We start from the raw sequence: 26,953 nt of genomic DNA, 5'->3' as shown, positions 1-26,953 counted from the left end.
TGAATAAATCCTAAAAAAGCCCAGCTAATTGCTGGGCTTTTGTTTCTGCCTATTACTTAGTAAACGAAGCGTTTCAGCTGACTGGTGAAGTCGTCGGCTAGCTGATTGAGTTGATCACTGATTTGATTCGACTCATCAACTTGTTGTGAGTTTTGCGCGGCTACATCGGCGATGCGCTCTATTAAGCTGGCTATTTCACCGGCGACGGTTGTTTGCTCTTTAGCGGCAGAGGCAATGTGCAGGTTCATCTCATTGATGCTGCCAATTGAAGTCACAATTTCTGAGAGCAGGCTTTCGGCAGCTTCTACCTGCGTGACCACTTCGTCGGTACGGCTTTGGCTTTGCTCCATAGCCGTTACTGCGTTATTGGCGCCACCTTGGATTTTTTCGAGAATGTTTTGAATCTCACTGGTGCTTTGCTGTGTTTTTTGCGCCAAAGTTCTTACCTCATCGGCTACCACTGCAAAACCTCGGCCTTGTTCGCCAGCACGAGCGGCTTCAATGGCTGCGTTTAATGCCAGCAAGTTAGTTTGTTCGGCAATGCCCTTAATGACGTCAAGCACGGCTCCAACATTGTTGGAGTCAGCTGCCAAATCTTTTACAACCTGCCCAGCATGACTAATATCGGCTACTTGGCTGTTAATGCTGGTAATCACTTCCTTCATGGCTTGAGCGCCGTTGTGCGCCGTAAGGTCAGTATTGTGGGTAGTATCTGCGGTATTGGCTGCAGTTTGCGACACTTCGTCAGCTGAGTGGGACATCTCTTGAATAGCAGTGGCCACTAAGTCTGAGCTTTCTCGCTGTTGGTGGGTGCCTTTGGCAAGGTCTTCAGACATGGTGCTTAACATGCTTGAGGAGTTATGCAGCTGCTCCCCTGACTGGGTTAAATCTGACACCGTTAACAGCAAAAACTGTTGTAGTTTTCGAGTGGCATTTGCCAGTTTACCTAGCTCATCTCCGCGTTCTAAATGAATGGTGACATTGAGTTTTCCGTCGGAGAGTAAATCAATATCGTCCACCAAGGAGTTAATTGGCTTGATACATTCACGTTCCATAAAGATGAAACTAATACATATAACTAATAAGCTACTAATACCGATAATCAAAAACGTTATGGAGCTGACTTTGTGCGCTTGTATTGTGTTTTTTTCAACTAGCTCGGCGGTAACCGCTTTCAGTTTATCGCTTAATTCGGCCATCGACTTTGAAGGCGCTCTATCCATGCCTTTTACGGCTTTATCACCCACTTTAAAGTCGAAGCCTGCCGCTTCATATTCAGCTTTCCCTTTGGCATAAGCTGAACCCAGTATTTTGTGTGATGCTAGAAAGTCTTTGGCTGTGCGCGCTAATTCCGGATAGTTGGCTTCTTCAAGTTCACTCACAAGCTTGGTGACTTGCTGCTGAACTTGTTGCTGCTTCTCTTGAAAACGCCCCCAATATTTTTTGTTTTGCTCGGCATCGTGGCCACGTAGCAGGACGTTTTTCCATTCTTGGATTTGGGTTTTAAATGCAATGTGGGAAAGCAGAGCAACCTCTTCAAGATGAACTTCATTGTGGGTGAGTTTGTCAAAATTGTTGGCGGTTTCTTTTAAATGAAGTGCGGTGTATATGGCCACGGCCATTAATAACACTAGTGATGCGATAAGTACTGATAATATTTTGAAGCGTAGGCTGGATTTATCCCAAGACATCTTAGCTCTCCTTTGCTGATGTTTTAAGCATAGAACAGCATCCCTAAAACACTATATAAACCTTTGGGTAATAGTATTTTCCACTGTTGTTATGCCTAAAATGGATTGTAGGGAGAGCGAATAAATAATCAATTAAAAGTTTCTATTTATTTGATATTTAAAGGGTTTGTTTCGATGGTTATTTAGGCTGCTAGTTTCTTTAATACCCGAGATACGGCGGCAAAAGCAAAACTTGCGGTAACGTGGGTTACTGCCCCAAAACCGCCACTACAGTCCATGCGCATACTGCCACCTGAATCAGGTTTTGCCATACAGGTTTCACCGTCACTACTGGGGTATATAAGTTGCTCGGTAGAGTAGACACAATCTACGCCAAATTTGCGCTTAGGGTTTTTGCTAAAATTGTAAAAACGGCGCAGTTCGTTACGTACTTTAGCGGCCAATGGATCTTGGATGGTTTTGGCTAAATCGCTGATTTGGATTTGAGTGGGGTCTATTTGCCCGCCAGCACCACCTACCGTAACCAGTTTGATCTTGTTACGTTTACAAAAAGCAATTAAGGCTGATTTGGCTTTTACACTATCGATGGCATCGATCACGTAATCAAAATCTTTGGTGATGTATTCAGCCAAATTGTCTTTAGTGACAAAATCTTCAATCTCACGACAGTCGCAGTCAGGATTAATTTGCAGAATTCGGTCGCGCATTACTTCGGTTTTAGATTGACCTATTGTGCCAGTGGTTGCGTGGATCTGCCGATTAGTATTGGTGGTGCAAATATCATCGAGGTCGATCAGGGTGATTTTACCTATTCCACTTCTGGCTAGCGCTTCTGCCGCCCAAGAACCCACACCACCTATGCCAATGACACATACGTGAGCTTGCTGAAATGTAGCAAGGGCTGTTTGGCCATAAAGGCGGGCAATACCGCCAAAGCGTTGTTCGAATTGAGACATGATAAACCACCAATATTTTAACGGCGGCGATTATAACAAAGCGCTGAGCTGCGGTTAAGTATTAGTCATGTAAATAACGGGTAGGGTAAAATTGGCGACTTATGTTAGATTTAATTTAACGAAGTTTGCGCGATTAGCGCTTGGAGTAAACCATGTATCGCTTGTTTATTATTGCTTGTTTATCTTTTACTGCGGCAGCATGCACCATAAAACCTGCTGTTGACTACAACATAGATCAAGACTTTAGCCAATACAAAGATTTTGCCTTTGCACCGATGCCAGAAGATGCCGTAGCCAGCATTGACGGCCAGCGCATTGAGCGTGAACTGGATAGCCAACTGAAAGCCAAAGGCTTGCAGGTGGTAGAGCTTGAACAGGCCGATTTGTTAGTGGATTATCGAATAGATACTGCTACTGAGTTGGAATCTTATGGCGGTTCGTTTTCGGTAGGTGTTGGCCGCAAACACGGGGCGATTGGCGTGAGTTCGCCAGATCGTTATAAGGAACGTAAATACGGTAAGTTGGTGGTGGAGTTTTTAGATCCTGAAACCAAAGCCTTGGTATGGCGCTCTATTTCACAAAGCCAATTACGTGAAACCATGGGCCCAGAAAGCCGTGCTAAGTTCATTAATGAGCAAGTAGCTTTAATGTTAGAAAACTACCCGCCTAAAGCTAAATAATGAGTATTACCCGCTGCATATTGATGCAGCGGGTCTAAGTGCTTAGCTATTCTGCAATAACACTTCTATTTCTGCCATTTTGCTTGGCTTGGTACATCGCCTTGTCGGCACGGTCTATCAGTAAACTTGCCAGCACTTCATGGGTTTTAATCTGCGCAATACCACAGCTAATGGTCATGGTGATGAGATGGCCGTTAATGTTTAGTTCGTTGTGATTAACCGCTAGGCGGATCTTCTCTGCCACCTCTAAAGCAGCTAAGGCATCACAGTTTGGTAGCAATACAATAAACTCTTCGCCGCCCCAGCGGCAGATTACATCGGATTGACGAATATGCTTTTGGGTTAATTCGGACATTTGTTTTAGTGCAATATCGCCAACATTATGGCCGTAGTTATCATTCACTGTTTTAAAGTGGTCAATATCGAAAATAATAATCGAGCAGGGGCTATTGGCTCGGTGTTGAATATCAATTACTTGCTCTAAATGTCCTTCAAAGCTTTGTCGATTAGACATTCCAGTGAGTTTATCGGTAGAGGCCAGCGTTTCTAAATGGCGCTGGTATCGGCCCACAGTGAAGTTAGCGACAATTAAACTACACAGGGTGACCACTAGGCTAATAAACAGATTAATCCAAAGAGTTTGCCGCAACTGAGCAGTAGCAGGTAGGTCTTGCTGCTCAACAATAAGGTACCAATTAAACTCAGGAATGTAGCGCGCATTGAGATAAATCTGCGAACCATTTTCGTTAAAGCTGTATCGGCCTTCTGTGGCACTTAATATCAAGGTAGCTTGCTCGGCTAAGCCTGCGCGCTGTTTTATATTACGAGGCCCAGTAAAGCCAGAATCGCTCAAGGTGAGGTTGCCTAAGGGGTCAATAAAATAAACACTACGCTGGTAGTTTTTTTGATAGTGGCCAATCAGTTTCTTCACCGAGTCTACGCTTAGCCCAACACCGGTAACACCAATCAGTTTTTCATTAAAGTCATAGACTTTGTAGTTTACAAACACAGTAGTACGGCTTGTATCGGCAGTGTCGTAATCTATATTTATTTCATAGTCTTGCGAGGGAGGAAGTTGGCTAACGCGGTAAAACCAAGCGTCATCAGGGTCATCAATGGACAGGCTTTTTATCACACCATCAGGGTGGTAATAGCGGCTACTACTGGCCGATACAAAGAAGCTAGTCACAGTTTGATAGCGTTGTTGAATAGTACTTAAGTAACGAATAATTGGCGCAGCATCCGGATCGGCTTCTAAGGCCCAGTCTCGTAAAAATGTATCTTGAGCCATTAGTGATGAAATAAAAATTGGTCGCAACAAATCTTGTTGAATTTCGGAGTAAACCGTATCACTGGTAAGGGGTAAATGGGTGGTTTCGATTTGCTCTTTTAAAGAGTTATACGCCACTTGATAACTAAGCCAAGAAGTAAAGCAAAATGCGCATAGCAACATAAGTGGTAACAGCAGTAATAACTTACGTTTGTCCTTCCATGAACGGTTAATAGGCACTTGCTCTCCTTGCATTATGGCCTTTATTCAATGTTTTAGTGTAAGGTTAACGTTAGCCTTAGGCAACTCGCTTAGGCTGGCTCTAACCATTAATAATAAAAAGGTTAATGTTTTTATGGCTAACGACCAAGCTGTTCGTCCGTCCTTGTTTTACATTGAATGTTTGCGCTTTATTGCTGCTATTGCCGTGGTGGGAATTCATGTGCTCGGCCCTTATCGAGACATGGTCCCAGACTTAGCGTGGCATGAATGGCTGCCGGCTATTTCCCTCAACGCAATTAGCCGATGGGCGGTACCTATTTTTATTATGATTAGTGGTGCTTTGTTAATGTCGGATCGGCGGCCCTTTAATGTTGCTCACTATTTGCCGCGTCGTTTAGCCAAAGTATTACTTCCCTTTTTAGCCTGGACAGTGATTTACGCCTTTGTTGGTGGTTACCAAGAAAGTGCTTGGTCTTGGGAGGCAACGGCAACGCTATTAGAAAATGCGCCGAATGAACATACTTGGTATCACCTCTGGTTTTTCTACGATTTTATCCCTCTGTATTTTGTGATTCCGCTCCTCGCTCCTTTGCTATATAAAATGGATAAGCAGCGGATTATGTTGCTGCTAGCCGCTTGGTTATTGCTGACCTTAATGCACTGGCTAAAAGTAGAAACGCCGCTACGCCAAAATATCATTTTGTATACCGGTTACCTGATTATGGGCTGGTACCTGTTTAACAACGACCAACAAGCCCATTTGAAGTTTTGGCTTGCCACTGGCGCGGCAACTCTAGCGTTTAACGTATTCGGTAGCGCCTTTTTCATTTGGCAGCAAGGTGAATACAGCAGTGTATTTATGGGTTACAAAAGCTTGAATACAGCGGTAATCGCTATGAGTTTGTTTGTATTGATTAAAGCTTATGCTGAACGAGTGCCCGACGGTTTTAGACCGTTGATTAGAACCATTTCAAAATACAGTTTCGGTATCTATTTAGTCCATCCACTTTTTCTGATTCCAGTGCGAAATCCAGATTATGGGATTTACCAATGGTTCGGCCACTCAAGCATTGCCTTGTTGGTAATTACTGTGGTGGCTTTATCTTTAGCGTTTGTCGTTAGCTGGTTGCTAACGCGTTCATCGTTAACCCGCTGGTTGGTGCCTTAAAGTGCTAATCGCCTATTTAAGTAGGCGATTAGCTAAAGGTATTAACGCTTTAAGTCAAAAGAATCATAAGAAAAACGGTTGCTTGTGGTATTGATTGAGCGAGATTCTACTTGCGGCTGTAAAGCTATCCATTGATCAATTAGCTCATGGTATTCACTTTCAAAATCTGAGTAAGTTAACGCACTTCCATCAGGGCGCTTGGCGTAAGCATTAAATGCTTCTCTAAAGTCGGGGTTGGGTTGATTGAGAACATCATAGTTATATTCAGAATTTTGTTTATGGGTAACCACGTGGTACACGCCATTGTCAGCAATGTACTTAAGCACATTAATTATAAATCCCGGAGATGTGGCTTCTAAGTAACCTACTGCGATACCGTAGTGGCTATAAGCGATTGAGCCTAAAGTGCTTTCCCACTTATCGTCTAAAGGATAGCGATTGTTATGCGTGGTGGGATCGGGTATGTGCCCCATTGCGTGCTCGGCACTGCCTTCTAAAAACCAGCGATCTACTTGGCTTAAGTAAGTCACATATTGGTGCTGCACGGTATGCATCAGCTCATGCGTGACAATATAAGCCGAAGTCGGTCTGTCATCATCAGTTCTGGCTGTATAGCCAACCAGGTTACCAGTGGCCCAATAATTCGTGTTATTGAATCCGTTATTTAGGCACACAATAGGTTTTTCAGGGAGAGACTGCCCAAAGGAATCCGATAACGAGCTTGGATCTAGTTGCTCTTTTACCATTGTTATCAAATTAGCCATTTGAGATTTGTCTAAATGACGGACCTTCTGGTAAAGGTATTTTTTCTGCAAAGTCTCGTCAATAAGATCGTCGTAGTCTGTTGTTAGCTCTTCCCCGGTGATTTGTAGATATAACTGTTTTCCTTCAAAAGTACTGGCATGCTCTTGGAAAAATGTAGTCGCAACAAGATATGTTTCCAAGCTAAACGGATAGCGTTGTTGTAGCGCCAGTAAATCTGTTCCCATTCGTTGTTGTAAATCTGTTAATCCAAATTCAGTCCAGCTGGCGAAGCGCTCAAATAGTTCAGTAGAAGTATTACTTCCCCCAAAAACCATTACCTTATCAGTTTCATAATAACGATCGTAATTTCTGCATATTTTGCTGTCATACATACTTAGGGTATTCGTTGGATAGATAAAGCCGCTAGCTGCTTTTGATTTCATCACTCCGTTTACAGTAGGTAGTTCTGGTGCGGGTTCACTAGTTTGTGAATTGTTAGAGCTTGCTGAGCCTCCCCCCCACAAGCGACGAGGGTTAGTGATAAACACACTGGGATGAGTAAGTTGGACGGGCGCAATAATTCCATTTATAGCCTCTTGATTGAGCAGTTTTGTATATTGAGATGATTAATTACTTTTTATTCAATATATTGGTTTCTATCGTTTGTTAATAGCTACACATCATTTAATTGTGATTAATGTCAATAGTGTGGTGGCAGTAGCGATTACTGAGGAAGTTTGATGGAACAAATGCTCATGAAAAATGGCTTAGCTGAGCCTGCATTACAGCGTATTTCAAAAGGGATAACTGCAGTTTATCCCCAGTTTGCTCGTGAGCGCTTTATGTCTTTGGCGCTAGATGGTCTTGAAGCCTTAGAGCTAAAGCAGCGGGTGACTCAAATTATTGAGGTATTACTGCAAACCTTACCGGCTGACTTTAGTGAGACAGCAAAGATATTGTCTGAACTGCCAAAGCATTGGGATCGCGGTGACCCGGATGATAGCTTGCGTGGATTTGCTATTTGGCCAGTGACTGATTATGTTGCCGTTGCAGGGATAAATGATCCTCAACGCGCCTTGCCTGTATTAGCCCTATTAACTCCTTTGTTTAGTGCTGAGTTCGCTATTCGTCCGTTTATTGAAAAGTATCCAGAGTTAACGTGGTCGCAGTTACATGCTTGGTGTGAAGATGAAGATGAGCACATCAGGCGTTTAGCCAGCGAAGGGTGCCGCCCGCGGCTACCTTGGGGGGCGCAATTAAAAGGGTTGATTGGCGATCCCACTCCTATTCTTGCTTTGCTGGATAAGCTTAAAGCAGATGATAGTTTATACGTGCGGCGCTCGGTGGCGAATAACTTAAATGACATCAGCAAAGATCACCCCGAGCAGGTGTTAGCGCTTTGCCAACGTTGGCAAAGCAAGGCCAGTGAAGAAGTGGAATGGGTGATAAAACATGCTACTCGTAGCTTGGTGAAACAAGGACACCCTTTAAGTTTCCCTCTGTTGGGTTACACCGCTAAGCCACAGATTGAGTTGGAAGAATTTGCGTTACTTAAGCCACAAGTAAAAATGGGGGATTCACTCACTTTTGCCTTGGCGATTCGGGCTAAGCAAGCCAAGCAAAAGTTTGTGTTAGATTTTGCGGTGCATTTTGTTAAAGCAAATAGGAAAACCGCCGCCAAGGTATTTAAGTTAAAGAACCTTAGCTTAAACAAAGATGAAATGTTTGCGATTGAAAAACAACACTCGTTTAAAGCGATCTCTACCCGCAAATATTATCCCGGTGAACACTTTGTAGCCTTGCACATCAATGGCCAAGAGATTGCGCGTTTGGGCTTTGAATTAACGCAGGACTAAAACCGCAACAAATAAAAAAGCCAAGCATAGCTTGGCTTTTTTGGCTGTATTTCAAGTGCTCGTTATAGTAAGTGCTGAGCGTGAAAGGCTAAGTGTGACTCAATAAAACTCGCAATGAAGAAGTAGCTATGGTCATAACCCGGATGCATGTTTACCTTCAGCGGGTAATTGCTTTGCTTCGCGGCGGCGATTAAGGCCTCAGGTTTTAGTTGCTCAAACAAAAACTGATCTGCTTCTCCTTGGTCAATTAAGGCCGGTACATACTGGCTAGCCTTACGCATTAGCAAACTGGCGTCGTATTGCTCCCAATGTTGTCGGTCTTGACCCAAATATGCCGTAAAGGCTTTTTGTCCCCAAGGTACTGCGCTGGGATTACAAATGGGGCTAAAGGCTGATACCGAGCTATAGCGTTGCGGATTACGCAAAGCGATTGTTAAGGCGCCATGTCCCCCCATTGAGTGGCCTGAAATCGCCCTTTTGTTGCTCACCGGAAAGCGCGACTCAATCAGTGCTGGTAACTCCTTCACAATGTAGTCGTACATTTGATAGTGCGAACTCCACGGCGCTTGGTTAGCGTTTAGGTAAAAACCGGCCCCTTGGCCCAAGTCGTAGCCGCTATCATCGGCCACATCATTGCCTCGTGGACTAGTATCGGGCGCCACAATGGCAATGCCTAACTCTGCAGCTAGACGTTGTGCGCCGGCTTTTTGCATAAAGTTTTCATCGCTACAAGTGAGCCCAGACAACCAATACAGCACGGGGACAGGCTGATTAGCACTGGCTTGTGGCGGCAAATAAATAGCAAATGTAGCCACGCCATTTAAACTGCTAGCATGGTGGCTGTAGCGTTTGTGCCAGCCGGCAAAGCTTTTGTTTTCACTGATAAGTTCAATGTCTTGCATGCCGTTTTACTCCTATTTGTCGAAGTGAATAACGGTGCGAATGCTCTTACCTTGATGCATTAAGTCAAATGCTTCATTTACTTTGTCTAAGGCCATGGTGTGGGTAATAAAGTCATCAAGCTTAAACTCGCCAGCCATGTAGCGCTCTACGTATTCAGGAAGCTCTGAACGGCCTTTTACGCCGCCAAATGCAGAGCCTTTCCATACTCGCCCGGTGACCAACTGAAAAGGTCGTGTTGATATTTCTTGGCCGGCACCGGCTACGCCAATAATCACCGACTCGCCCCAACCTTTATGGCAGCATTCTAGCGCGCTACGCATTAAGTGAACGTTGCCCACACACTCAAATGAGAAGTCCACACCACCGTCAGTCATCTCAACAATCACCTCTTGAATTGGCTTGTCGAAGTTTTTAGGGTTTACGCAATCAGTTGCGCCTAGCTTGCGGGCTAAGTCAAACTTGGACTCGTTAATGTCGATGGCAATAATGCGACCCGCTTTGGCCATTTGAGCGCCAATAATGGCTGATAAACCAATACCGCCTAAGCCAAATACCGCCACGGTATCACCGGGTTGCACGTTGGCAGTGTTGGTTACCGCGCCCATGCCCGTCGTTACCCCACAGCCTAATAAGCACACTTCTTCTAATGGGGCTTCTTGGTTAATTTTAGCCAGTGAAATCTCTGGCAGTACCGTGTATTCACTAAAGGTTGAGCAACCCATGTAGTGATAAATTGGCTCGCCATTGATAGAAAAACGCGTAGTGCCGTCGGGCATTAAACCCTTACCTTGGGTTTCACGAATTTTTTGGCACAGGTTAGTTTTACCTGATTTGCAAAATTTACACTCGCCGCACTCTGGGGTGTATAGCGGAATAACGTGATCACCCACTTTTACACTGGTGACACCTTCGCCAATGGATTCTACAATGCCGCCGCCTTCGTGGCCTAAAATGGCGGGGAAGATCCCTTCAGGATCATCGCCCGATAGCGTAAATGCGTCGGTGTGGCATACGCCAGAGGCGATGATTTTTACGCGAACTTCGCCTGCTTTAGGTGGCGCAACATCCACAATTTCCATTTTTAATGGTTGGCCTGCAGCCCATGCTACAGCCGCTTTTGATTGAATGGTTTGGGCAGTCATTGCTCTTCCTCATTGGTGTTAGTGATCGCCAGGTAGGGCGTATCTAATGCGAACATTATATTTATTTCTAGTTTGGTGATAATCTGTTTTTTTGTTAATTCACTTTTACTGTGTGGTAATAATCATTGATTGAAGTCCTGTGACTTGCTCAAGTGTATTTCCTGCAGTGTTATTTGCTTAGGTGGGTCACTATGTTCCAGTGGGACGGTATTAACGAATTTGTGGCAGTGGTTGAAACGCAGAGCTTTACAGTGGCGGCTCAGCGCTTAGGTATTTCCACAGCCCAAGTTAGTCGACAAATTTCTCAGCTGGAAACTCGCTTGGCCATTAAGCTATTTTATCGCACCACTCGACGGGTCTCGGTGACCGATAGTGGTCAATTATTCTACCAACAGTGTAGGCCATTGATTGAGGGCTTGCAGGATGCAGAACGAAGTTTAAGCCAGTTACAAAACGTGCCTCGTGGCAGCTTTAGCATGACAGCTCCAGTGACCTTTGGTGAGCAGCATATCGCGCCAGCAGTGAATGACTTTTGCCTGCAATATCCTGAGTTACAAGTATCGCTACAGCTAACTAATCAAAAAATTGATTTAGTTGATGAAGCTATTGATTTAGCGATACGGCTGGGTGATTTACCTGATTCAAGCATGATGGCCAAACGATTAGGCGAACGCAGCTTACATGTGTGTGCATCGCCCGCATACTTGGCGCAATATGGTGCGCCCTATAGTGTTAATGAACTTACCAAGCATAATTGTCTTCAGGGAAGTGCCGAGTATTGGCGGTTTGCTGAGCAGGGTAAAAGTACTACCTTAAAAGTGAGAGGCCGTTTGCGCTGTAATAGTGGGAACGCCTTGGTAGACGCTAGCTTGAAAGGGCTGGGCATTGTGCAGTTACCCGATAGTTACGTGAAAGAGCATTTGCAATCGGGGGCATTGGTAGAGTTATTGCTGCCTTATCAAAAAGACCCTGAGGGTATTTGGGCGCTCTATCCTCATAATCGTTATTTATCTAATAAAGCCAGTTTAATGCTGTCTCACCTGCAGGCGTATTTCGCGGAAGTATAAATGATTGATGAGCTTACCTGTGCAGTAGAAGTTTACCAGTGAGTAGTATATTAAAAGTGGGCTAAGTAAGCTTAGCCCACTGAATGGAGTTTATTGCGCGCTTAGTTCTAGTGAACGCCAGCGACCACGTGCGTAGTCTGCTTGTCCGTTACTCGAAATCACTTCGCCATTAGAGGTGGAGTTAAATTCAATTTGAATCACATCACCTTGAGTTAACGAAATATCGCTCCAAGTATGTTTACTGGTTTGGTAGTTGTTTGCCGATTTAGGGTTAGTATATTCACCCACTTGTTGGCCATTGACCACTAAACGATAGTTACTCTCTCCGTCATTTTCAGTAAGCGTTGTGATAGTGATGCTATAGTCTGCGTTATCACCATTAAAGGTGTAGCGCGCTGCAGCGTACTTATCTTTATAACTCCCTGCATTTACCGCCAAAGCATTGCGAGCAATGTCTTTATAAGCAGGTACAAAACCATTCACTGTTGAGATATCAAAGCTATTTATATCTAAGACAATTTTACTCACGGGAGGTTGGCTAGGATTATCGCCACCTTGGCCATTCTCACCTAGCTCACGATTGGTGATCAGAGCGACCCAATCTTGATTGGTTTCGCTAGGTGGATTGCCAATATTAAGCGTAGTACCGCCGCTTAGGCTTAAGCCTTTGCTGAGAGCTCCACTGCGTGGGTTGTACCAGTACACTTGATAAAGGTTGTTATTGGCTAAGGTAATGTTAGTGCTGCCACCTTTACGCAAGTTAATGATGTAGTTGTTTTGCTTATCAGATAACACCCAATTGTTATTGCTTGAAGTGGCTGAATTATCTACCTCAAGGTTTTGTAGGTTTAAACCTAACTGAGCTTGCAAGACCTCTTTGAAGAAGTAGTGAACGTGACCTGTTTGTTGCCATAACTGATCAAATTCGCGTAAATCTTCTACCGCCAAGTCGTAAGCATGGCCACCGTCATTTTTTAAGTACCAAGAGAAGCCAGCACCGCCCGACATAACACTGGCCCACATCCAGTAAACACGCTGGCGAGAGCTTACATCTTGATAAGGTTTAGGTGCATGGCTACCCGAGGCTTCGGTATAGGTAACGTACCATTGTTTACCCGCTGCCGCAGATTTGTTTAACCAGCTAATGGTTTCCCCATAAACTGAGTTACGTGTTGCCGTTGCGCTAGCGTTTTCTGGAATGCTGCCATATTGAATAGTTGGACCGCCGAAGCTTGCGTGACCTAACATATCATCGTAACGATCGTGTTGGCCTGGGTAAGTATGCAGGGTAATGCCATGATTATAGGGGTCGAGATTTTGAATATAATCCGAGTAAGATTTTAACGCTGCAATTGAAGTGGCATCTTGCTCTTCGCCTAGGTTCCACTGCACTGCGGGGTGGTGAGCAAAGCGTGAGATTAACTCACGGTAATACAGCTTACGCTCTAAACCTAAACTGGCATTGTTAAGCAATGTTTCGTTTTCGGTTTCTTGAGTCATCATATGCAGCATAATGCCTTGCTGTGTCATATGTGAAAAGGCGCGTTCCCACTGGTCTAATTTACTCACATCAAAGGTGCGTTTGTTATTGCCATTTTCTTGATAAATCAACCAAGGATGGGCATCACAGCCATCACCTTTTACGGTGTTCAGCATAATGTAAGCGCTGTTTACCTGATGCGAGCCTAGGTAGTTGATTAAGCCAATTAAGCCTTTGCCTTTTTGTTGAGCGCCAGACCAGCTTGGATCATCGACTTGCCAGTCACTTTCGTGCTCAGCAAACTGGTGCAAAATGCCTTTACACGAGCCGCCGCTGCCTTTTACTGTGTTGTCAAAGTCAGCATAACCAAAGATGTTCTCTGGACTACCCATTCCTGCTTCAATAAATACATTGCCGCTGCCGGCAAAGCGCTGATAACGTTCGCCATCTATATGCTGCAATAAACCTTGGCTACGCAAATCTTGGCTATCGGCAGTAGAGGCAGTAACCGTAAAGGTTCCCTTATTTCCATCGAAACCGGCGATTGCTTGGCCTGAGTTCGCTTGGTTATCTACCGCAATGTTAGTGCCTTTACGAAAAGATACTTGGTAATCCCAGTCTCCCGTATTCGGAGGCATAAAATAGGCGCGCCATACATCACCTTGACCAGCGCCGCTGTCGGCAGCATCGCCTGAGGCTGCAAAGTGACCCGGTACCACAACACGCTGATTGCCTTGGCTGAAGGTGACATCAAAACGATGGTTAGTGAAGGTGGCTGTATCACTTTCATCAGCAAAGTAACCTTTACAGTTAAGCTCTACTCTATGCCATTGTTGATTTTCGCCCACTATTTCACAGGTTTTTGCTGTCGCTGTGGCAAGGGTTTCTGGCAGATTCAGATTTTGTGCTTCAGCAGTTCCCACCGAGGTATGGCGGAATACAAAGCGATCTACTTTAAAAAACTTAGAGCGGCCAGAAAGGGTAAAGGTATATGTTTCGCCAGCGTTTAAGTGATAAATAGCGTTGTGCTTAGCATGGTTTTTATCTAAACGTTTACCAGAAGCCCACACGAATTTTTTATCCGCTCCACCATAGAATTTGGTATCAGAGCTTAAAATGGCTTTAGTGGCATTACCATCGCCATCAATGGCTTGATAGTTGCCATCTAATCGCACATAACCGTCGTTGGCTACGTCACTGCGGTTATCAATGGTTTCTCTCGCAACGTACATATGTAAGTGATACGTACCCGTTTGCGCAGCGGTAAAGCTGTACACCAAAGGAGAGTTAACCGGACCAGATATATAGCTGTTGCCGTTAAACTCTAAGTATCCATTGCCGGTATAGCCGCTTACATCAGATTTACGCTGCCATTCGCCTAAGTCCGATAAGGTATTCTCAGCTTCAATAATGATTAAGCCATTCAGCTCTTGATATTGGGTAGTGACCTCTGGTGCGTTATTGTCACCGCCGTTGTCGCCACCGTTGTCACCGCCATTGTCACCACCATTGTCACCACCATTGTCACCACCATTGTCACCACCATTGTCGCCGCCGTCATTTATATCTCGGCATGCTTCGGTTCCACACTGACAATAACTTTGCTCACTGCGTGAATTTACGCAGTCATTTGCAGTACTTCCGTGGATGATTTTACATTGAGCGGTAGTGTCACACTCGTCTCCGTAGTCCGGTTCAGGTTCCGGTAGCACAGGGCTTTGTATGTCGGCACATACGCCGTCTTCACACATGCAATAGCTTTGAGAGCTGCGGGAATTAACGCAATCGTAAGCGCTGTTGCCATAAATACTTTTACATTCAGAGGTTAAGTTACATTCATCGCTAGTTACTGCTGCCACTTGGAACGTAGACGGTTGCGCGCTGAAACTATTAAGTAAGCGGTTTAAATCAATGCTGTCGTTGCTGGTATTTGCATTGGCAAAGAAGGAAAAAGCTAAACAAAGCAGGCTTATAAAGCCTCTCGCTTTTCCTAATCGATGTTGATGTTGTTTCACTGTGTTTTTCCTTGTGTTTGTTTGTTCAACAAAGTGCAAAGAAGGCTTATCTTTTTCAGTGATAAGCCAGTCGTCTGGTCTGTAACGTTTGTACTTAGCGTTGAGTATTAAAATTGACTATTTATTATGATTTTTTTGTCAGCGAGGATTTGAGCAATTTATCACTAATCTGTCCAGTAGTAATTTACTGTTTTTATTGATTTTTTAATGTAGTTTTTAATTTGATAATACTTAAGGGAAGTGTTTTTGGTGTTTACTAGTTTAGAGTCTTGCATTTGTCGACTTTTTTTACAAAATATATTATTTCTATGTGTTCATAATAATGTACTAACTTTTAACTGTATGATAAATAAAGGCTATCACTTAGTGGTCTGATTTGTGCTTAGTGATGTGTATTGTTTGATTCACCACCGAAATGGTCGGTGAGTGACGAGTGACAGATTAGCGCGAACCCTGCGCGCCGTGTTAGTAAGATTAGGAATTAAGAAATACATGTTTAGCAGTAAAAAACATCTCATTGTAGTAGCGTCAATGCTAATGTCGGGCTTCGTTCAGGCTACCCCTCTTAGCGATTTCAACCTCATTTTAACTGGCGATTACAATTACCAAGGCGGTGAAGTAGAAGGGCGCACCTTATTAGGCGGTAATTTAAATGCGGCCGGGCATTCACCTACTTTTGCTACGCGCGAAACAACAGTACCTAATAAAGACACCGTTACTATTGTTGGCGATGTAAATGCCGGTAACATTAACCTTAATGCGGGCAGCTTAAGCTATGGTGGCAGCTACAATTTAGCGTGGAATGTTAACCTTAACGGCGGTGGTTCTAGTGTACAAAGTGTGACTGCTGGCAATCAAGTTGACATGCAAGCAGCCTTTGATGATGTTGAAACAGAGTTACGTAACGATTCAGCTTATTTCGCTAGCTTGAGCAGTAATGCAGTGTTAAACGGCAGCCAGCTATTATATAGCGGTGCAGATAGCGTGGCTGTATTCGACCTCGATTTTAGTCAAGTATTTGCTCAGAACAACTCATTGTCTTTAGATGCTGGCACTGCGGAAACAGTGGTGATTAACGTATCTGGCAGCGATGTAACTGTAGGTGGCGGGGTAAACCTTACTAGCGGTTTTGGCGTTCAAGCGGGCGGCATAAACATTGGTGCGGCCAATATTCTTTGGAACTTTTACGAAGCAGATTCCATTGATTTTAATAACTTAGCCACTGTTGGTTCGGTACTCGCTTTAGATGCCGACATCACCGGCGGAGCAGTATTTGACGGTAGTGTAGCGGCTAAGAGTTATACCGGTGCTCGCGAATTTCACAGCTTTGGTTTTGACTGGACACCTCCTCAAGTACCTGCAGTGGTAAGTGAAGGTTCAACCACCATTCTATTCGCCTTTGGCTTGGTATTTTTAGCGCTGTCGCGTCGTAAAACCCGCATCTAAAAAGCACACTAACTGTTTTAAAAGCCTCGAGTTTATGCTCGAGGCTTTTTTGTTTCCGGCTTTTATTAAGCGTATTAGTTAACGGGTGTGGCCTGATAAGCGCCAGTTAAGCTATTAAAGGTGATGCGAATAGAGCCCGCGTGGTCTACTTGAATGTTGGCGCCGTTTAAGTTGGCAAAGCCATCTTTAGTGTCGTCACCAAAATTACGTGACCAATCATTGTAGATATCAAACTTAAAGTTGGTAGTGCCGTCGAAATACACCACTGTTGACCACGTGTAATCATCAATTAAGCTCATAGGTAATGAGTTCCAGCCGCTCGGTTCGCCACGAAAGTAAACTTGAGGATAGCGTTGCAACAGCTCACCGCGACCGAGGCTTTCACCCGTTTTGAACAGTCGATAATTTTTTCCATAGTAGTTATCAATAAACGTGTTCTGACCATTTTGGTACTCCAGATAAAACTCAAAGCGGCGGTAGTATTCAATGTACTGCTGGCCAGTCCATACACCGCTTAAGCCATTGCCGTCGGCAACAGTATGGCTAAGGGTAAGATTAGTACGGTAGCTATGCTGCCAATTGGTGTCTGAGTACACCATTGTCACTTTATCTGCGTTGCCGCTGGCTAATGCGCGGGCGGTTACGGTGATCAATGATGATTCACGGTAGGCATCATCCAAAGCCACTGCTTGGTGGGCTAAATGGGTTTGGGTGGTGGCGTCAAATTGGTAATTTTGTTGCTTGTTATTGTCCCAATAAGTATCGCCATTGACTTGGTATTTAATGGCAAATTGAGTCGCAGATACTGAGCCTTGTAGCGGTAAGCGAAAACTAAATGCTTCATAGCCATTGCTGGTGGCGGCTACGTAAAAGGCGGGATGATCTAGCCATTGGCCATCACTAGTTTGGTAGTGTATCCACACTTGTTTGTTTGGGCCGATGTTTTTCACTTCTACCGCGCCTTCTAGCTCTGCGCTAGCAAAGCCATTCTCAAAATACGGGGTAAATTGGGCATGCCTTAGCCTAACTTCTTCGGTAGCTTGCGCGCCGCTTACGATGAATGCTAAACCTGCTGCGGCGATCTTCATTATTGTTAGTATTTTATTCATATTATCTTCCTTGCTGTATAAACCCACCATCCTTAACGCGGTGAGCAGGTTTGAATATAGCAACGGCCATCAAGCTTGCTGGGTTAATCATCATTGCGGTATGAATTGTTTCGTACTTTAGTACGAGAGGCGTATCGCTCCGCCTCATTTTGTTCAATGAGAGGGTGGGTATTTTTGAAAGTAATTCGTTTTGAGTATTAACTTTGTTAACGCTAACAAAATGTTACTTGATTTAACAATAATTGCTATGCGCGAGTGCTTGATCACAAATGGCGCGGCTAAAATTTGCTGGAAAAATGAATCTATATAACCTGCAGATACGGGTTAAATTATAAGCAATGAATAGGTGCGTAGTTCTGCCAGGCTTAGGTTTTCTCCGTATTCGCCATCTACCGATATTTTATTAAAAGAGAGAAAACCTATGGTTGTTTTATTTAATAACAAGTTCGTTAAAGTGTGTTCTGCATGTGTATTGGCCTTAGCAACATTTGTTAGTGTAGCGGCCAATGCCTCTGTGAAAGTTGAAGCTGAAGATTTCACTAATCAAAAAGGCATTAAAACCGAGTCTAGCTCTGATACTGGCGGAGGTGTAAACATAGGTTACATTGAAAATGGGGACTGGGTTGAATATGCGATTGACGTGCCTGCTAGCGGCAGTTACACACTGACTGCTCGTGTTGCGAGTGCTACTGATGGTGGTCGTTTTGTGGTGTTAGCAAATGACAGTGAAAAAGCCACCGTTAAGGTTAAAAGCACCGGCAATTGGCAAGCTTGGAAAACCATTGAGTCTACCGTTATGTTAGATGCTGGCCCGCAAACCTTACGTTTCAACTTCAAAGGCGGTTCTGGTTACTTATTCAATATGAATTGGTTTGAACTTATCGCCCAATAGTAAGGCTGGGCTAAAGGGTATTTCGCTGTTGCTCTTTGGCCTTAACACTTAACACTGTGTTTATTGGTATTTATACACACTGGTAAACTGTGACCAGTGAGCGTTTTTGCTAAATGCTAGGTTTGTTAGCCTAAACGCTTAACAAGCTGCCGAGTTAACTAGCGAACTCTATTCTCAAGCTATTCTAAACACGCATTTCTTATTTGTCGCATTTCTTATTTGTCGCATTGTTATCGAGTAGCCCCTCGCCAAGCTGTTTTATATTTTTCGTCCTCCCACGGCTGGCTCTATTTGTTGCAACGCCCTCATCGAAGACAAAGATGATTCAGCCTAAGTCCACGCTAGTTTTGCCTCTTAAACCAATCTCTACAAAGGGTTTGCGGTGTTTTTCACCTTTGGTTTATTTATTCGCTGTTCTATTAACTCAATTTATCTAAATATGATTATTGTTTGCGTTTATCAGTTTTTGTATTGGGTATAATTTCAAAAAAATAGCAGTGTAAGTTAATGAAAAATATACTTTTATCAATCCCCTTTTGTTTGTTGCTTAGCGCTTGTGCGTCTGAACCGATTACTGTTTTGCGCACCTCTTACGGAGAGATAATGAGCGAACAAACTGTGGCTAAGCCAAGCTCTAGCGGTTTAGCCACAATAGGTGGCGCCGCTATTGGTGGACTACTGGGTAATCAAGTGGGTGGTGGGCGTGGTAAAACAGCCGCTACCGTTACTGGAGTAGTGGCAGGGGGCGCAGTTGGTCACCAGGCATCAAAGAGTGAAGAAACTCACTACGAGTATATTGTTCACATGGACCATGGTGAAAAATTTATTCTTGAAACTAACACTCGGCGAAAAGAAATAGGCAGCCAAGTGATAGTAGAAAACTTATCTAATGGCCGAGAGCGGATTAACGTGCTGCCTTAACTATTTGCGCTAGTTATTCGGTATTTGTTGGTGCATGTCGCTTAGTGTATCCAGCCCAATAAACACCACCATAGGTAGTCTAATGGAATCAATACAACGATGGTGATACCCGCCAGTGGAATAGTAATTTTAAGTAGTTCGGTGAGTCGTTCGTTAGCTAACTGCATAGCGATAATAAGTGGCGCGACTTGGTAGGGAAAGATCACCGTAGAAAAGCCAATCACTTGAGTCATCAATACCGCGGGCAAACTAAAACCACTGGCTTCGGCAAAATTAGCCGCCATTGGGCTTAGCACCGTAGGTACTCCTGGAATGGTAGTCACTAAACCGGTAAATGTTGAAATTAATGACAGCGACATAAAGTGCAGGAACGAACTGTTGGTTGATTCTGGCAATAGGCGACTAAAGGTGTGCCCTACATATTCACCAAGGCCAGAGCTATTAACTAAGGCCCCCAGCCCAAGTGCTGCAGCGACAAAAACAATGGTGCCGAAATCTACCGAGTTGTTAAAGGATTTAGCTGTTACCACACCCCATTTAGGCATTAGCAAAATAACCGCAGTGATTAGGCCAACCCAAGCAGGGTTAATGCCATGAATCGAGTCTGTCACCCAAAACAACAAGGTGATGGATAACAGTATGGCTACGCGTTTTTGCAGTTTGCTATCAAATTTCTCGCCTTGCTCAGAGGAGGCTATTGGCTGTGATGCTGGGAGTTCAGCAGGAAAAATGCGCAGCACCAACATCACAATCAAAATTGATTTAACAATGCCCAGAATAGGAAAGTGCAGCAGTAAATACTCAGTATAGTTAAAGCTAATATCAAACAGCGTTTCGCTGGAACCCGCCAAAATCATGTTAGGAATGTTAGCTGGCAGTATGGCAAAGCTCGGTATGTTGCAAGACAGCGCCAGTGCAGTGGCAATACCGATGCGGCCTTTACTGCCTTGAGTAAAACCCATTTGCTCGGCTAAGGCCATTCCAATCGGCACTAGTACTACCGCTCGGCCAACTGAAGAAGGCATTACAAATCCCAATAGCATTGCACTAAAGACCAAACCTGCAATCAGGTGTGTATAGCTAGCGCTTAAGTGAGGAGAAATCGCTAAGGCCAGTTTCTTACCTAAGCCAGATACCGAGATTGCCGAGCCAATAATAAAACCTGAAATAATCAACCAGACAGCCGTTGAGCCAAAACCCGAAAACAAAATATCACTGGGAATTAACTTAAACGTGGCGGCTAGTGCAAAAAACAATAATCCGGTTAGAAATGGGGGAATAGCGCCTGTGCTCCATAGCGCTAGCGTAATCATTACCAGCGCAGCACTATAAGAAAACAGCGCGGGGTAACCTTGCAGCGGAGATACTACAATCCAACATGCAGCGATAAAGGCGAGTAATAATGCTGATTGTTTAATGCTGAATTTACTGTCCATGTGTTGTTTCCGATTAAAGGCTATGAAATAAAACTTGAACTGAATGTGTTCATGTTTCTAAGATAGCGAATCCTTTCTGTCGTTTTAAGTGCTAAATATGACAAAGCGTGTTCTTAAATCGACAATGTGGATGCCTAGCGAAGTGGCCTTTACGCTTGATCCAGATAAACCGGTATTAACTAACGCCAGAAGTATGCTTGCTGAGTCAGGAATGGTGCCGCATTCTCACCCGCGCGGTCAGTTGCTGTGGGCGGCAGAAGGTGTATTACGTGTTGCCAGTGAACAAGCGGTTTGGGTTGTGCCGTCAAGCCACTCTGTTTGGATCCCTGGCGGCGTAAGCCATCAAGTGAGCTGCGAAATCGCCGCTCGAACACGCAACCTATTCATCGACCCTTCCTTCCCGGTTCGGCAAAGCGAAAAGAAAGGCGTAATGCTAAGCATGAGCCCTTTAATGCGGGAAATAGTGCTGCGACTCACTCAAGTTCCTCAGCGTATGGCCCCGCAAAACATTCAGCGCTTAGGCCTGGTCGCCATTGATGAGCTAGAGAATTTGACGCCTTTAGAAGTGAGTCTTCCCTCAGGTAAAGATTCGCGATTAGTAAAGCTAATTAGCTATATGGTGCAACACCCTAATGAAGCACCAACATTGGCTTCTTTGGCGAATATGGCTGGCGCGAGCGTGCGAACCATAGAGCGCTTATTTAAAGCCGAAACAGGAATGACCTTTCGCCAATGGCGCAGCCGTTTTCGTTTAATGAACTCGCTAGAGTTGTTAAGCAAAGGCGAGAGTAGCACTTCAGTCGCGCATTCCTTGGGGTATAAAAGTGTGAGTAGTTTTGTGAAAGTGTTTCGCCAAGAGTTTGGGAAAACGCCACAGAGTTTTGCGAAGCATAGCCAGTTTTAACTTTAGTTCTCTGCGTTGCTCATCAGCTAGCCTGAGCAACTCGCTTCACCGCTGATTGACTGCGCTATTCAGCGAAGGTGATGGGAAATATGGTGTTGTTAGTTAATGCTCTTATTTAGCTATCTGGCCTGTGAAGAGTTTGGATTTCGCCTTGACGGCGACGTCATAAGCTTTGATCAACTGAAGCTTACGTTGCAAAAGAAAGGCTGCCTTGTATCTTTTTAATTCCTGCGTTGCGCGTTAAATAATGCGCCAGAGGTTAGCCTAATTTTCGCCTTGACGGCGACATCATTTTCTTTGAACAGCCAAAGAAAACGAAGCAAAAGAAAGGCTGCCCCGCATCTTCTTAATTCCTGCGTTGCTCATCAATCAGCGCGCCTGCGCAACTCGCTTCGCTCAATCAATGCTCGGCTTTATCGCTGATTGACTGCGCTACTCGGCGAAGATGATGGGGATTGATCCGCGTTGTTATTTTTCAACGCCCTTCTTGTTTTGGATACCTGTGGAGTGTTTGTTTAATCGTTGGGTTTCTAGAGTAGAAAACTGCTTTGAATGTCCCTTTACGGTGAGTTTAAAGATTAACTCTGAGCTGTTTTTAGTTCCTCCATTATCGCTGAGTAGCGCAAGTGTCCAAGTGAATAAGTCGAAACCTGTTTGAGCGCAGCGAGTTTTTCGACGCACTTGGATACGAGCAACGGAGGGAGAAGATAATGCAGGGCGAGTTTTCTTTTTGCTTCGTTTTTCTTTGCTCGTCAAAGAAAAATGACGGCGCCGAAGGCGAAAGCATTTAGATTTGATGGGACACTTCACTTTTCCATCGTAATTTTATTGTTACTTGTGCGACGAAGTCGCTGACTCGGCTCAAAAACGGTGGTAGCTTGTTAAGCGTTAAAGGGTAGTTTTCTTCAAGTGTATATTTTATGAATAAGTTTGATTTAGAAAAACTAGTAAATATCAGAGTCACTGAGGCTCAAGCACTACTTGATTCCCACAATTATCATGGTGCCTATTATCTTGCGGGATATGCCGTAGAGTGTGCGTTTAAAGCCTGTATTGCCAAGCAAGTTAAAGAGTATGATTTCCCCAGCAAACAGTTGGCAAATGCTAGCCATACTCATAAATTGCAAGAATTATTGGGGACGGCTGGTTTAAAACAAAAACTGAATGAGAAAGAAAAAGAAGATCAGGAATTTAGTTTGAACTGGGCTGTGGCAAAAGATTGGACGGAAGCTTCTAGGTACGATTGTACAATAGCAAAAACAAGAGCAATAGATTTATTTAAGGCTGTTACAGATAACGAATCAGGAATATTGGCATGGCTAAAGACATATTGGTAACAGACGTTTTGTCTGAAAGCATGACAAAGTCTGGAGCTAAATTAATTCGAAGATTGGATGAGTTAGATTCAGAAGTAAAAAGTGCTTTTTGGTTATTCTTATCTGATGAAAAAAGCTGGAAGCTAGTTATTTCATCACCGCTGGTGGGCAAAGATGGGCCTAGAGAGTTCTATAAGCGAGTAATTAGCTCGAATAGTCAAGCAGATGAAAATGAAAGTGTTGTGTCCTTAAATGATATTGGTGTAGCTAATATAGATCATCCGATTGTGCAGCTTATGAAGCTTGCTATAGGAACTGGTGAATATGATGTTTCAGGGATACGCTTTTCTAGAAACACTATCAATGGGACATTTATAGAAGACTCACTTATTTATCGTTCGAGCGTATCGTAATTTGCTTGAAAGAATTGATTTTTTAGTTTCTTTTTCATTGTTGGCTCAAAGCTTAATGACGTCGCCGTAGGCGAAAGCTTTTAGTTTTGTTTTCAGAGTCAGCGCAGGCTAAAACGTCCACAATCAAAAAAGCCCCAAGCATTACTGCTTAGGGCTTTCTATTTCCACCATTAGCTAATCGTCATTAGCCAAAAGCAAGAAGGTTAACCACCTACGGCGATTTTCTTCATATCAGTCATGTAACCACGAAGCTTAGTACCTACAACTTCTACAGGGTGGCTGCGTAGTGCTTCGTTTACTTCGATTAGGCGAGCGTTATCAACGCCGTTGCTTTGCTCTTCAAAACCTTTACCGATGTACTCTAGGCTGATGTTGTTCACGGTGTCGCGCAATAGTGGCACAGCAGCGTGTGAGAATAGGTAACAACCGTATTCTGCAGTATCAGAGATTACTACGTTCATTTCGTACAAACGCTTACGTGCAATGGTGTTAGCAATAAGTGGCGTTTCGTGTAGTGATTCGTAGTAAGCACTTTCTTCGATGATGCCAGCAGCAACCATAGTTTCGAATGCTAGCTCAACACCGGCTTTAACCAGTGCCACTAAGATGATGCCTTTGTCGAAGAACTCTTGCTCAGTGATTTCTACGTCAGATACTGGGGCTTTTTCAAAACCGCTTTGGCCAGTCTCTTCACGCCACTTAAGTAAGTTAACGTCGTTGTTTGACCAGTCTGTCATCATAGTGCGTGAGAATTCACCTTCAATGATGTCGTCCATGTGCTTTTCGAACAATGGGCGCATTAGGTCTTTAAGCTCGTCGGCTAGGTCGAAACACTTAATTTTAGCTGGGTTAGATAGGCGATCTACCATGTTGGTGATGCCGCCGTGCTTAAGTGCTTCAGTGACTGTTTCCCAACCAAACTGAATAAGTTTAGCGGCGTAACCCGGCTCAATGCCTTCGGCAACCATTTTGTCGTAACCCAAGATAGCGCCAGTTTGTAGCACACCACAAAGGATTGTTTGCTCGCCCATAAGGTCTGATTTAACTTCAGCCACAAATGAAGACTCAAGTACACCTGCGCGGTCACCACCGGTTGCAGAAGCGTAAGCTTTAGCAATTGCAAGGCCGTTGCCTTGTGGGTCATTTTCTGGGTGAACAGCGATTAGGGTTGGTACACCAAAACCACGTTTGTATTCTTCACGTACTTCAGTACCTGGGCACTTAGGTGCAACCATTACTACAGTAATGTCTTCACGTACTTGCATGCCTTCTTCAACAATGTTGAAGCCATGTGAGTAAGCCAGGGTAGAACCTTTCTTCATTAACGGCATTACCGTTTCAACAACATTGCTGTGCTGCTTGTCTGGAGTAAGGTTAAGTACCATATCTGCTTGTGGAATAAGCTCTTGGTAAGTACCAACAGTAAAACCGTTGTCTGACGCTTGAACAAAAGAAGCACGCTTCTCTTGAATCGCAGCGTCACGCAAAGCGTAAGAAATGTTTAGGCCAGAATCACGCATGTTTAAGCCTTGGTTTAGGCCTTGTGCGCCACAACCAACAACTACGATGTTCCAGTCTTTAATAAAGTTACAACCATCAGCAAATTCGCTGCGATCCATAAAACGACATTTACCTAATTGCTCAAGCTTTTGGCGCAAGCTAAGGGTGTTGAAATAATTAGCCATGTTCGACTCCGTAAAAATAGCGTTAATCAAATGATGATGGTGTTGTTGTGTTTACGAGATCCCGATGCACTTCTTTTGTGAGCGCGTTTCTAGTACCTGTCTCGTGATGGGCTCAATATAAACCCAAAGCATCATTGCGTAAAATGATGTTTTTGGGATATTGTGTTTCATATATTGCAATACAGTTTGGTAAAATGTCTCGATTAAGGCCTCAACAAACAATACTCAATAGGGAGAGCTGCCAGTGGATGTAAGAAGTGTTGAGTTATTTTTGCACTTAAGTCAGAGCCTGCATTTTGCTAAAACCAGCCAAGCTATGCATGTAAGTGCATCTACCTTGAGCCGAGTGATACAAAGGCTTGAAGACGAATTAGGCAGCAGTTTATTTACTCGAGATAAACGCAGTGTTCATCTTACTCAAGCGGGGCAGCGCTTTCGTAGCTTTGCTGAGCAATGGTTAGAGCAATGGCGTTTGCTGCAAATGGATTTGTCTTTGCAGTCGAATGCGCTGGCAGGGGAGCTGACGCTTTATTGCTCAGTAACTGCTAGTTATAGCCACTTACCGGACATTTTGGACAAATACCGCTTATCTTGCCCAAATGCCGACATTAAATTGGCCACTGGTGATGTGGCAATGGCGGTAGATAAGGTGGCTAATGGTGAGGTGGATATTGCTATTGCAGCCCGCCCCGATCACCTTCCGCTAAACATTGCTTTTGCCAGTATTAGTAAAATACCGCTGTCTATTATTGGGCCTACAGTATCGTGTAACGTGCGTAAGCTGTTAGAGCGAAATCCTATTCCTTGGGATCAAGTGCCGTTTATTTTGCCTGAACATGGGCCAGCAAGAGCGAGGATTGACCATTGGTTTAAAGCCATGCGTATTACGCCGAATGTGCATGCTAAAGTGGCAGGGCATGAAGCCATTGTGAGCATGGTTGCGCTAGGCAGTGGTGTAGGGATCGCTCCCGAAGTAGTGGTAGATAACAGCCCAGTTCGCGAGCGTATTCAAAGTATTGCAGTAGGGGTGGAGCTTGAACCTTTTGATTTGGGGATCTGTATGTTATCAAGAAGGTTGCACGAACCGCTGATGCAGCGATTTTGGCAAATTGCAGCACGCAATTAAGGTAGTAGACAAATGACGCCGGCAGTAGATCAACTTAAAAAAGCTAAACAAGATTTTCAGTTGCTGGAATACAAGAGTGACCCGCAGCAAGCCAACTTTGGCCAAGCCAGCGCCGAAAAGTTGGGTTTAGCCGAAGAGCTGGTATTTAAAACCTTAGTGGCCTGTGACGACAGCAACCCCAAAAATATGGTGGTGGCGATAGTTCCGGTAAGTGGCCAACTTGATCTAAAGGCGCTGGCGAAAGCGGCTAGCATTAAGAAGATGCGCATGGCAGAAGTGCCAATTGCTGAGCGAACCACGGGTTACGTTAAAGGAGGCATTAGCCCCTTTGGTCAAAAAAAGCGATTGCCTACGTTTATTGATAGTAGCGCCGAGCAATTTGCTGAAGTAGTGGTCAGTGCTGGTAAGCGAGGATTGTCTTTGCAACTTAAAGCCAGTGTGTTGCAAACCGTGTTGGGAGCGCAGTTTGCTAAACTTAGCCAATAACAGGCGATATAACTATTTAAGGGTT

At 44.2% G+C, this 26,953-nt stretch carries 22 protein-coding genes; 12 read left to right on the top strand and 10 right to left on the bottom strand.

Going from position 1 to position 26,953, the window contains the following annotated elements:
• Window positions 1-56: 56 nt before the first annotated feature.
• Both ACLD71_RS03740 and tcdA read right to left on the bottom strand, forming a co-directional pair.
• Window positions 57-1,691 carry a methyl-accepting chemotaxis protein gene (locus ACLD71_RS03740; protein ID WP_411993055.1) on the bottom strand — a complete coding sequence of 545 codons (1,635 nt, stop codon included), beginning with the start codon at window positions 1,689-1,691 and terminating at the stop codon, window positions 57-59.
• 182 nt (window positions 1,692-1,873) lie between these two features.
• Window positions 1,874-2,647: a tRNA cyclic N6-threonylcarbamoyladenosine(37) synthase TcdA gene (tcdA, locus tag ACLD71_RS03735; protein ID WP_137673317.1), complete on the bottom strand. Its 774-nt coding sequence runs from the start codon at window positions 2,645-2,647 to the stop codon at window positions 1,874-1,876.
• Between the two features lie 152 nt (window positions 2,648-2,799).
• Here tcdA and ACLD71_RS03730 point away from each other — a divergent pair, with 152 nt between their 5' ends.
• Window positions 2,800-3,327 (top strand): DUF4136 domain-containing protein, encoded by a 528-nt coding sequence (locus tag ACLD71_RS03730; RefSeq protein ID WP_137673318.1) that lies wholly within the window; start codon window positions 2,800-2,802, stop codon window positions 3,325-3,327.
• 46 nt (window positions 3,328-3,373) lie between these two features.
• On the opposite strand, the gene ACLD71_RS03725 is transcribed toward ACLD71_RS03730, so the two are convergent.
• Window positions 3,374-4,852 carry a diguanylate cyclase gene (locus ACLD71_RS03725; protein WP_411993053.1) on the bottom strand — a complete coding sequence of 493 codons (1,479 nt, stop codon included), beginning with the start codon at window positions 4,850-4,852 and terminating at the stop codon, window positions 3,374-3,376.
• A 100-nt stretch (window positions 4,853-4,952) separates the two neighbouring features.
• Here ACLD71_RS03725 and ACLD71_RS03720 point away from each other — a divergent pair, with 100 nt between their 5' ends.
• A complete protein-coding gene (locus ACLD71_RS03720; RefSeq protein WP_411993052.1) occupies window positions 4,953-5,987 on the top strand; it encodes an acyltransferase in 1,035 nt (344 codons plus the stop codon).
• 41 nt (window positions 5,988-6,028) lie between these two features.
• Here ACLD71_RS03720 and ACLD71_RS03715 read toward each other — a convergent pair whose 3' ends face one another.
• Window positions 6,029-7,174, bottom strand: a complete 1,146-nt coding sequence (locus ACLD71_RS03715; protein WP_411993050.1) for a hypothetical protein — start codon at window positions 7,172-7,174, stop codon at window positions 6,029-6,031.
• Between the two features lie 297 nt (window positions 7,175-7,471).
• Here ACLD71_RS03715 and ACLD71_RS03710 point away from each other — a divergent pair, with 297 nt between their 5' ends.
• Window positions 7,472-8,587 (top strand): DNA alkylation repair protein, encoded by a 1,116-nt coding sequence (locus ACLD71_RS03710; RefSeq protein WP_411993048.1) that lies wholly within the window; start codon window positions 7,472-7,474, stop codon window positions 8,585-8,587.
• 62 nt (window positions 8,588-8,649) lie between these two features.
• Here ACLD71_RS03710 and fghA read toward each other — a convergent pair whose 3' ends face one another.
• Window positions 8,650-9,489, bottom strand: a complete 840-nt coding sequence (fghA, locus tag ACLD71_RS03705; RefSeq protein WP_137673323.1) for an S-formylglutathione hydrolase — start codon at window positions 9,487-9,489, stop codon at window positions 8,650-8,652.
• A 12-nt stretch (window positions 9,490-9,501) separates the two neighbouring features.
• Window positions 9,502-10,632, bottom strand: a complete 1,131-nt coding sequence (locus ACLD71_RS03700) for an S-(hydroxymethyl)glutathione dehydrogenase/class III alcohol dehydrogenase (protein ID WP_137673324.1) — start codon at window positions 10,630-10,632, stop codon at window positions 9,502-9,504.
• Between the two features lie 191 nt (window positions 10,633-10,823).
• On the opposite strand from ACLD71_RS03700, the gene ACLD71_RS03695 reads away from it, so the two are divergent.
• Window positions 10,824-11,699, top strand: a complete 876-nt coding sequence (locus ACLD71_RS03695; protein WP_303511542.1) for a LysR substrate-binding domain-containing protein — start codon at window positions 10,824-10,826, stop codon at window positions 11,697-11,699.
• 90 nt (window positions 11,700-11,789) lie between these two features.
• On the opposite strand, the gene ACLD71_RS03690 is transcribed toward ACLD71_RS03695, so the two are convergent.
• On the bottom strand, window positions 11,790-15,194 hold the full coding sequence (locus tag ACLD71_RS03690) for a DUF5060 domain-containing protein (protein WP_411993046.1): 3,405 nt from the start codon (window positions 15,192-15,194) through the stop codon (window positions 11,790-11,792).
• A 492-nt stretch (window positions 15,195-15,686) separates the two neighbouring features.
• Here ACLD71_RS03690 and ACLD71_RS03685 point away from each other — a divergent pair, with 492 nt between their 5' ends.
• Window positions 15,687-16,640 (top strand): choice-of-anchor A family protein, encoded by a 954-nt coding sequence (locus ACLD71_RS03685; protein ID WP_411993044.1) that lies wholly within the window; start codon window positions 15,687-15,689, stop codon window positions 16,638-16,640.
• Between the two features lie 74 nt (window positions 16,641-16,714).
• On the opposite strand, the gene ACLD71_RS03680 is transcribed toward ACLD71_RS03685, so the two are convergent.
• Window positions 16,715-17,749, bottom strand: a complete 1,035-nt coding sequence (locus tag ACLD71_RS03680; RefSeq protein WP_411993042.1) for a hypothetical protein — start codon at window positions 17,747-17,749, stop codon at window positions 16,715-16,717.
• A gap of 421 nt (window positions 17,750-18,170) precedes the next feature.
• Between ACLD71_RS03680 and ACLD71_RS03675 the strand changes: the two genes are divergently transcribed.
• The gene (locus ACLD71_RS03675; RefSeq protein ID WP_411993041.1) at window positions 18,171-18,641 is read left to right on the top strand and encodes a carbohydrate-binding protein; all 471 of its coding nucleotides are present in this window, start codon (window positions 18,171-18,173) and stop codon (window positions 18,639-18,641) included.
• Window positions 18,642-19,244: 603 nt separating this feature from the next.
• Window positions 19,245-19,562, top strand: coding sequence for a glycine zipper 2TM domain-containing protein (locus ACLD71_RS03670; protein WP_411993039.1), 318 nt, complete (start codon window positions 19,245-19,247; stop codon window positions 19,560-19,562).
• A gap of 41 nt (window positions 19,563-19,603) precedes the next feature.
• Here ACLD71_RS03670 and ACLD71_RS03665 read toward each other — a convergent pair whose 3' ends face one another.
• Window positions 19,604-20,998 (bottom strand): SLC13 family permease, encoded by a 1,395-nt coding sequence (locus ACLD71_RS03665; RefSeq protein WP_411993037.1) that lies wholly within the window; start codon window positions 20,996-20,998, stop codon window positions 19,604-19,606.
• Between the two features lie 97 nt (window positions 20,999-21,095).
• On the opposite strand from ACLD71_RS03665, the gene ACLD71_RS03660 reads away from it, so the two are divergent.
• From ACLD71_RS03660 to ACLD71_RS03650, 3 genes are all read left to right on the top strand, one after another.
• Window positions 21,096-21,902, top strand: coding sequence for an AraC family transcriptional regulator (locus tag ACLD71_RS03660; protein ID WP_411993035.1), 807 nt, complete (start codon window positions 21,096-21,098; stop codon window positions 21,900-21,902).
• A 920-nt stretch (window positions 21,903-22,822) separates the two neighbouring features.
• Entirely contained in the window at window positions 22,823-23,239 is a 417-nt protein-coding gene (locus ACLD71_RS03655; protein WP_411993033.1) for a hypothetical protein, read from the top strand.
• On the top strand, window positions 23,218-23,631 hold the full coding sequence (locus ACLD71_RS03650; RefSeq protein ID WP_411993031.1) for a hypothetical protein: 414 nt from the start codon (window positions 23,218-23,220) through the stop codon (window positions 23,629-23,631). Before ACLD71_RS03655 ends, ACLD71_RS03650 begins: the two co-directional genes overlap by 22 nt.
• A gap of 203 nt (window positions 23,632-23,834) precedes the next feature.
• Here the strand turns inward: ACLD71_RS03650 and ilvC are convergent, their stop codons facing one another.
• Window positions 23,835-25,316 carry a ketol-acid reductoisomerase gene (gene ilvC, locus ACLD71_RS03645; RefSeq protein ID WP_137673334.1) on the bottom strand — a complete coding sequence of 494 codons (1,482 nt, stop codon included), beginning with the start codon at window positions 25,314-25,316 and terminating at the stop codon, window positions 23,835-23,837.
• Between the two features lie 244 nt (window positions 25,317-25,560).
• Here ilvC and ilvY point away from each other — a divergent pair, with 244 nt between their 5' ends.
• A complete protein-coding gene (gene ilvY / locus ACLD71_RS03640) occupies window positions 25,561-26,442 on the top strand; it encodes an HTH-type transcriptional activator IlvY (RefSeq protein WP_137673335.1) in 882 nt (293 codons plus the stop codon).
• 12 nt (window positions 26,443-26,454) lie between these two features.
• Window positions 26,455-26,928: a Cys-tRNA(Pro) deacylase gene (gene ybaK / locus ACLD71_RS03635; RefSeq protein ID WP_411993029.1), complete on the top strand. Its 474-nt coding sequence runs from the start codon at window positions 26,455-26,457 to the stop codon at window positions 26,926-26,928.
• The last annotated feature ends 25 nt before the right edge of the window (window positions 26,929-26,953 follow it).

It is taken from the genome of Agarivorans sp. DSG3-1 (assembly GCF_046774965.1).
GTDB lineage: Bacteria > Pseudomonadota > Gammaproteobacteria > Enterobacterales > Celerinatantimonadaceae > Agarivorans.
Note: the sequence above shows the minus strand (reverse complement) of the source record. Positions and strands in the feature narration are given on the sequence as shown.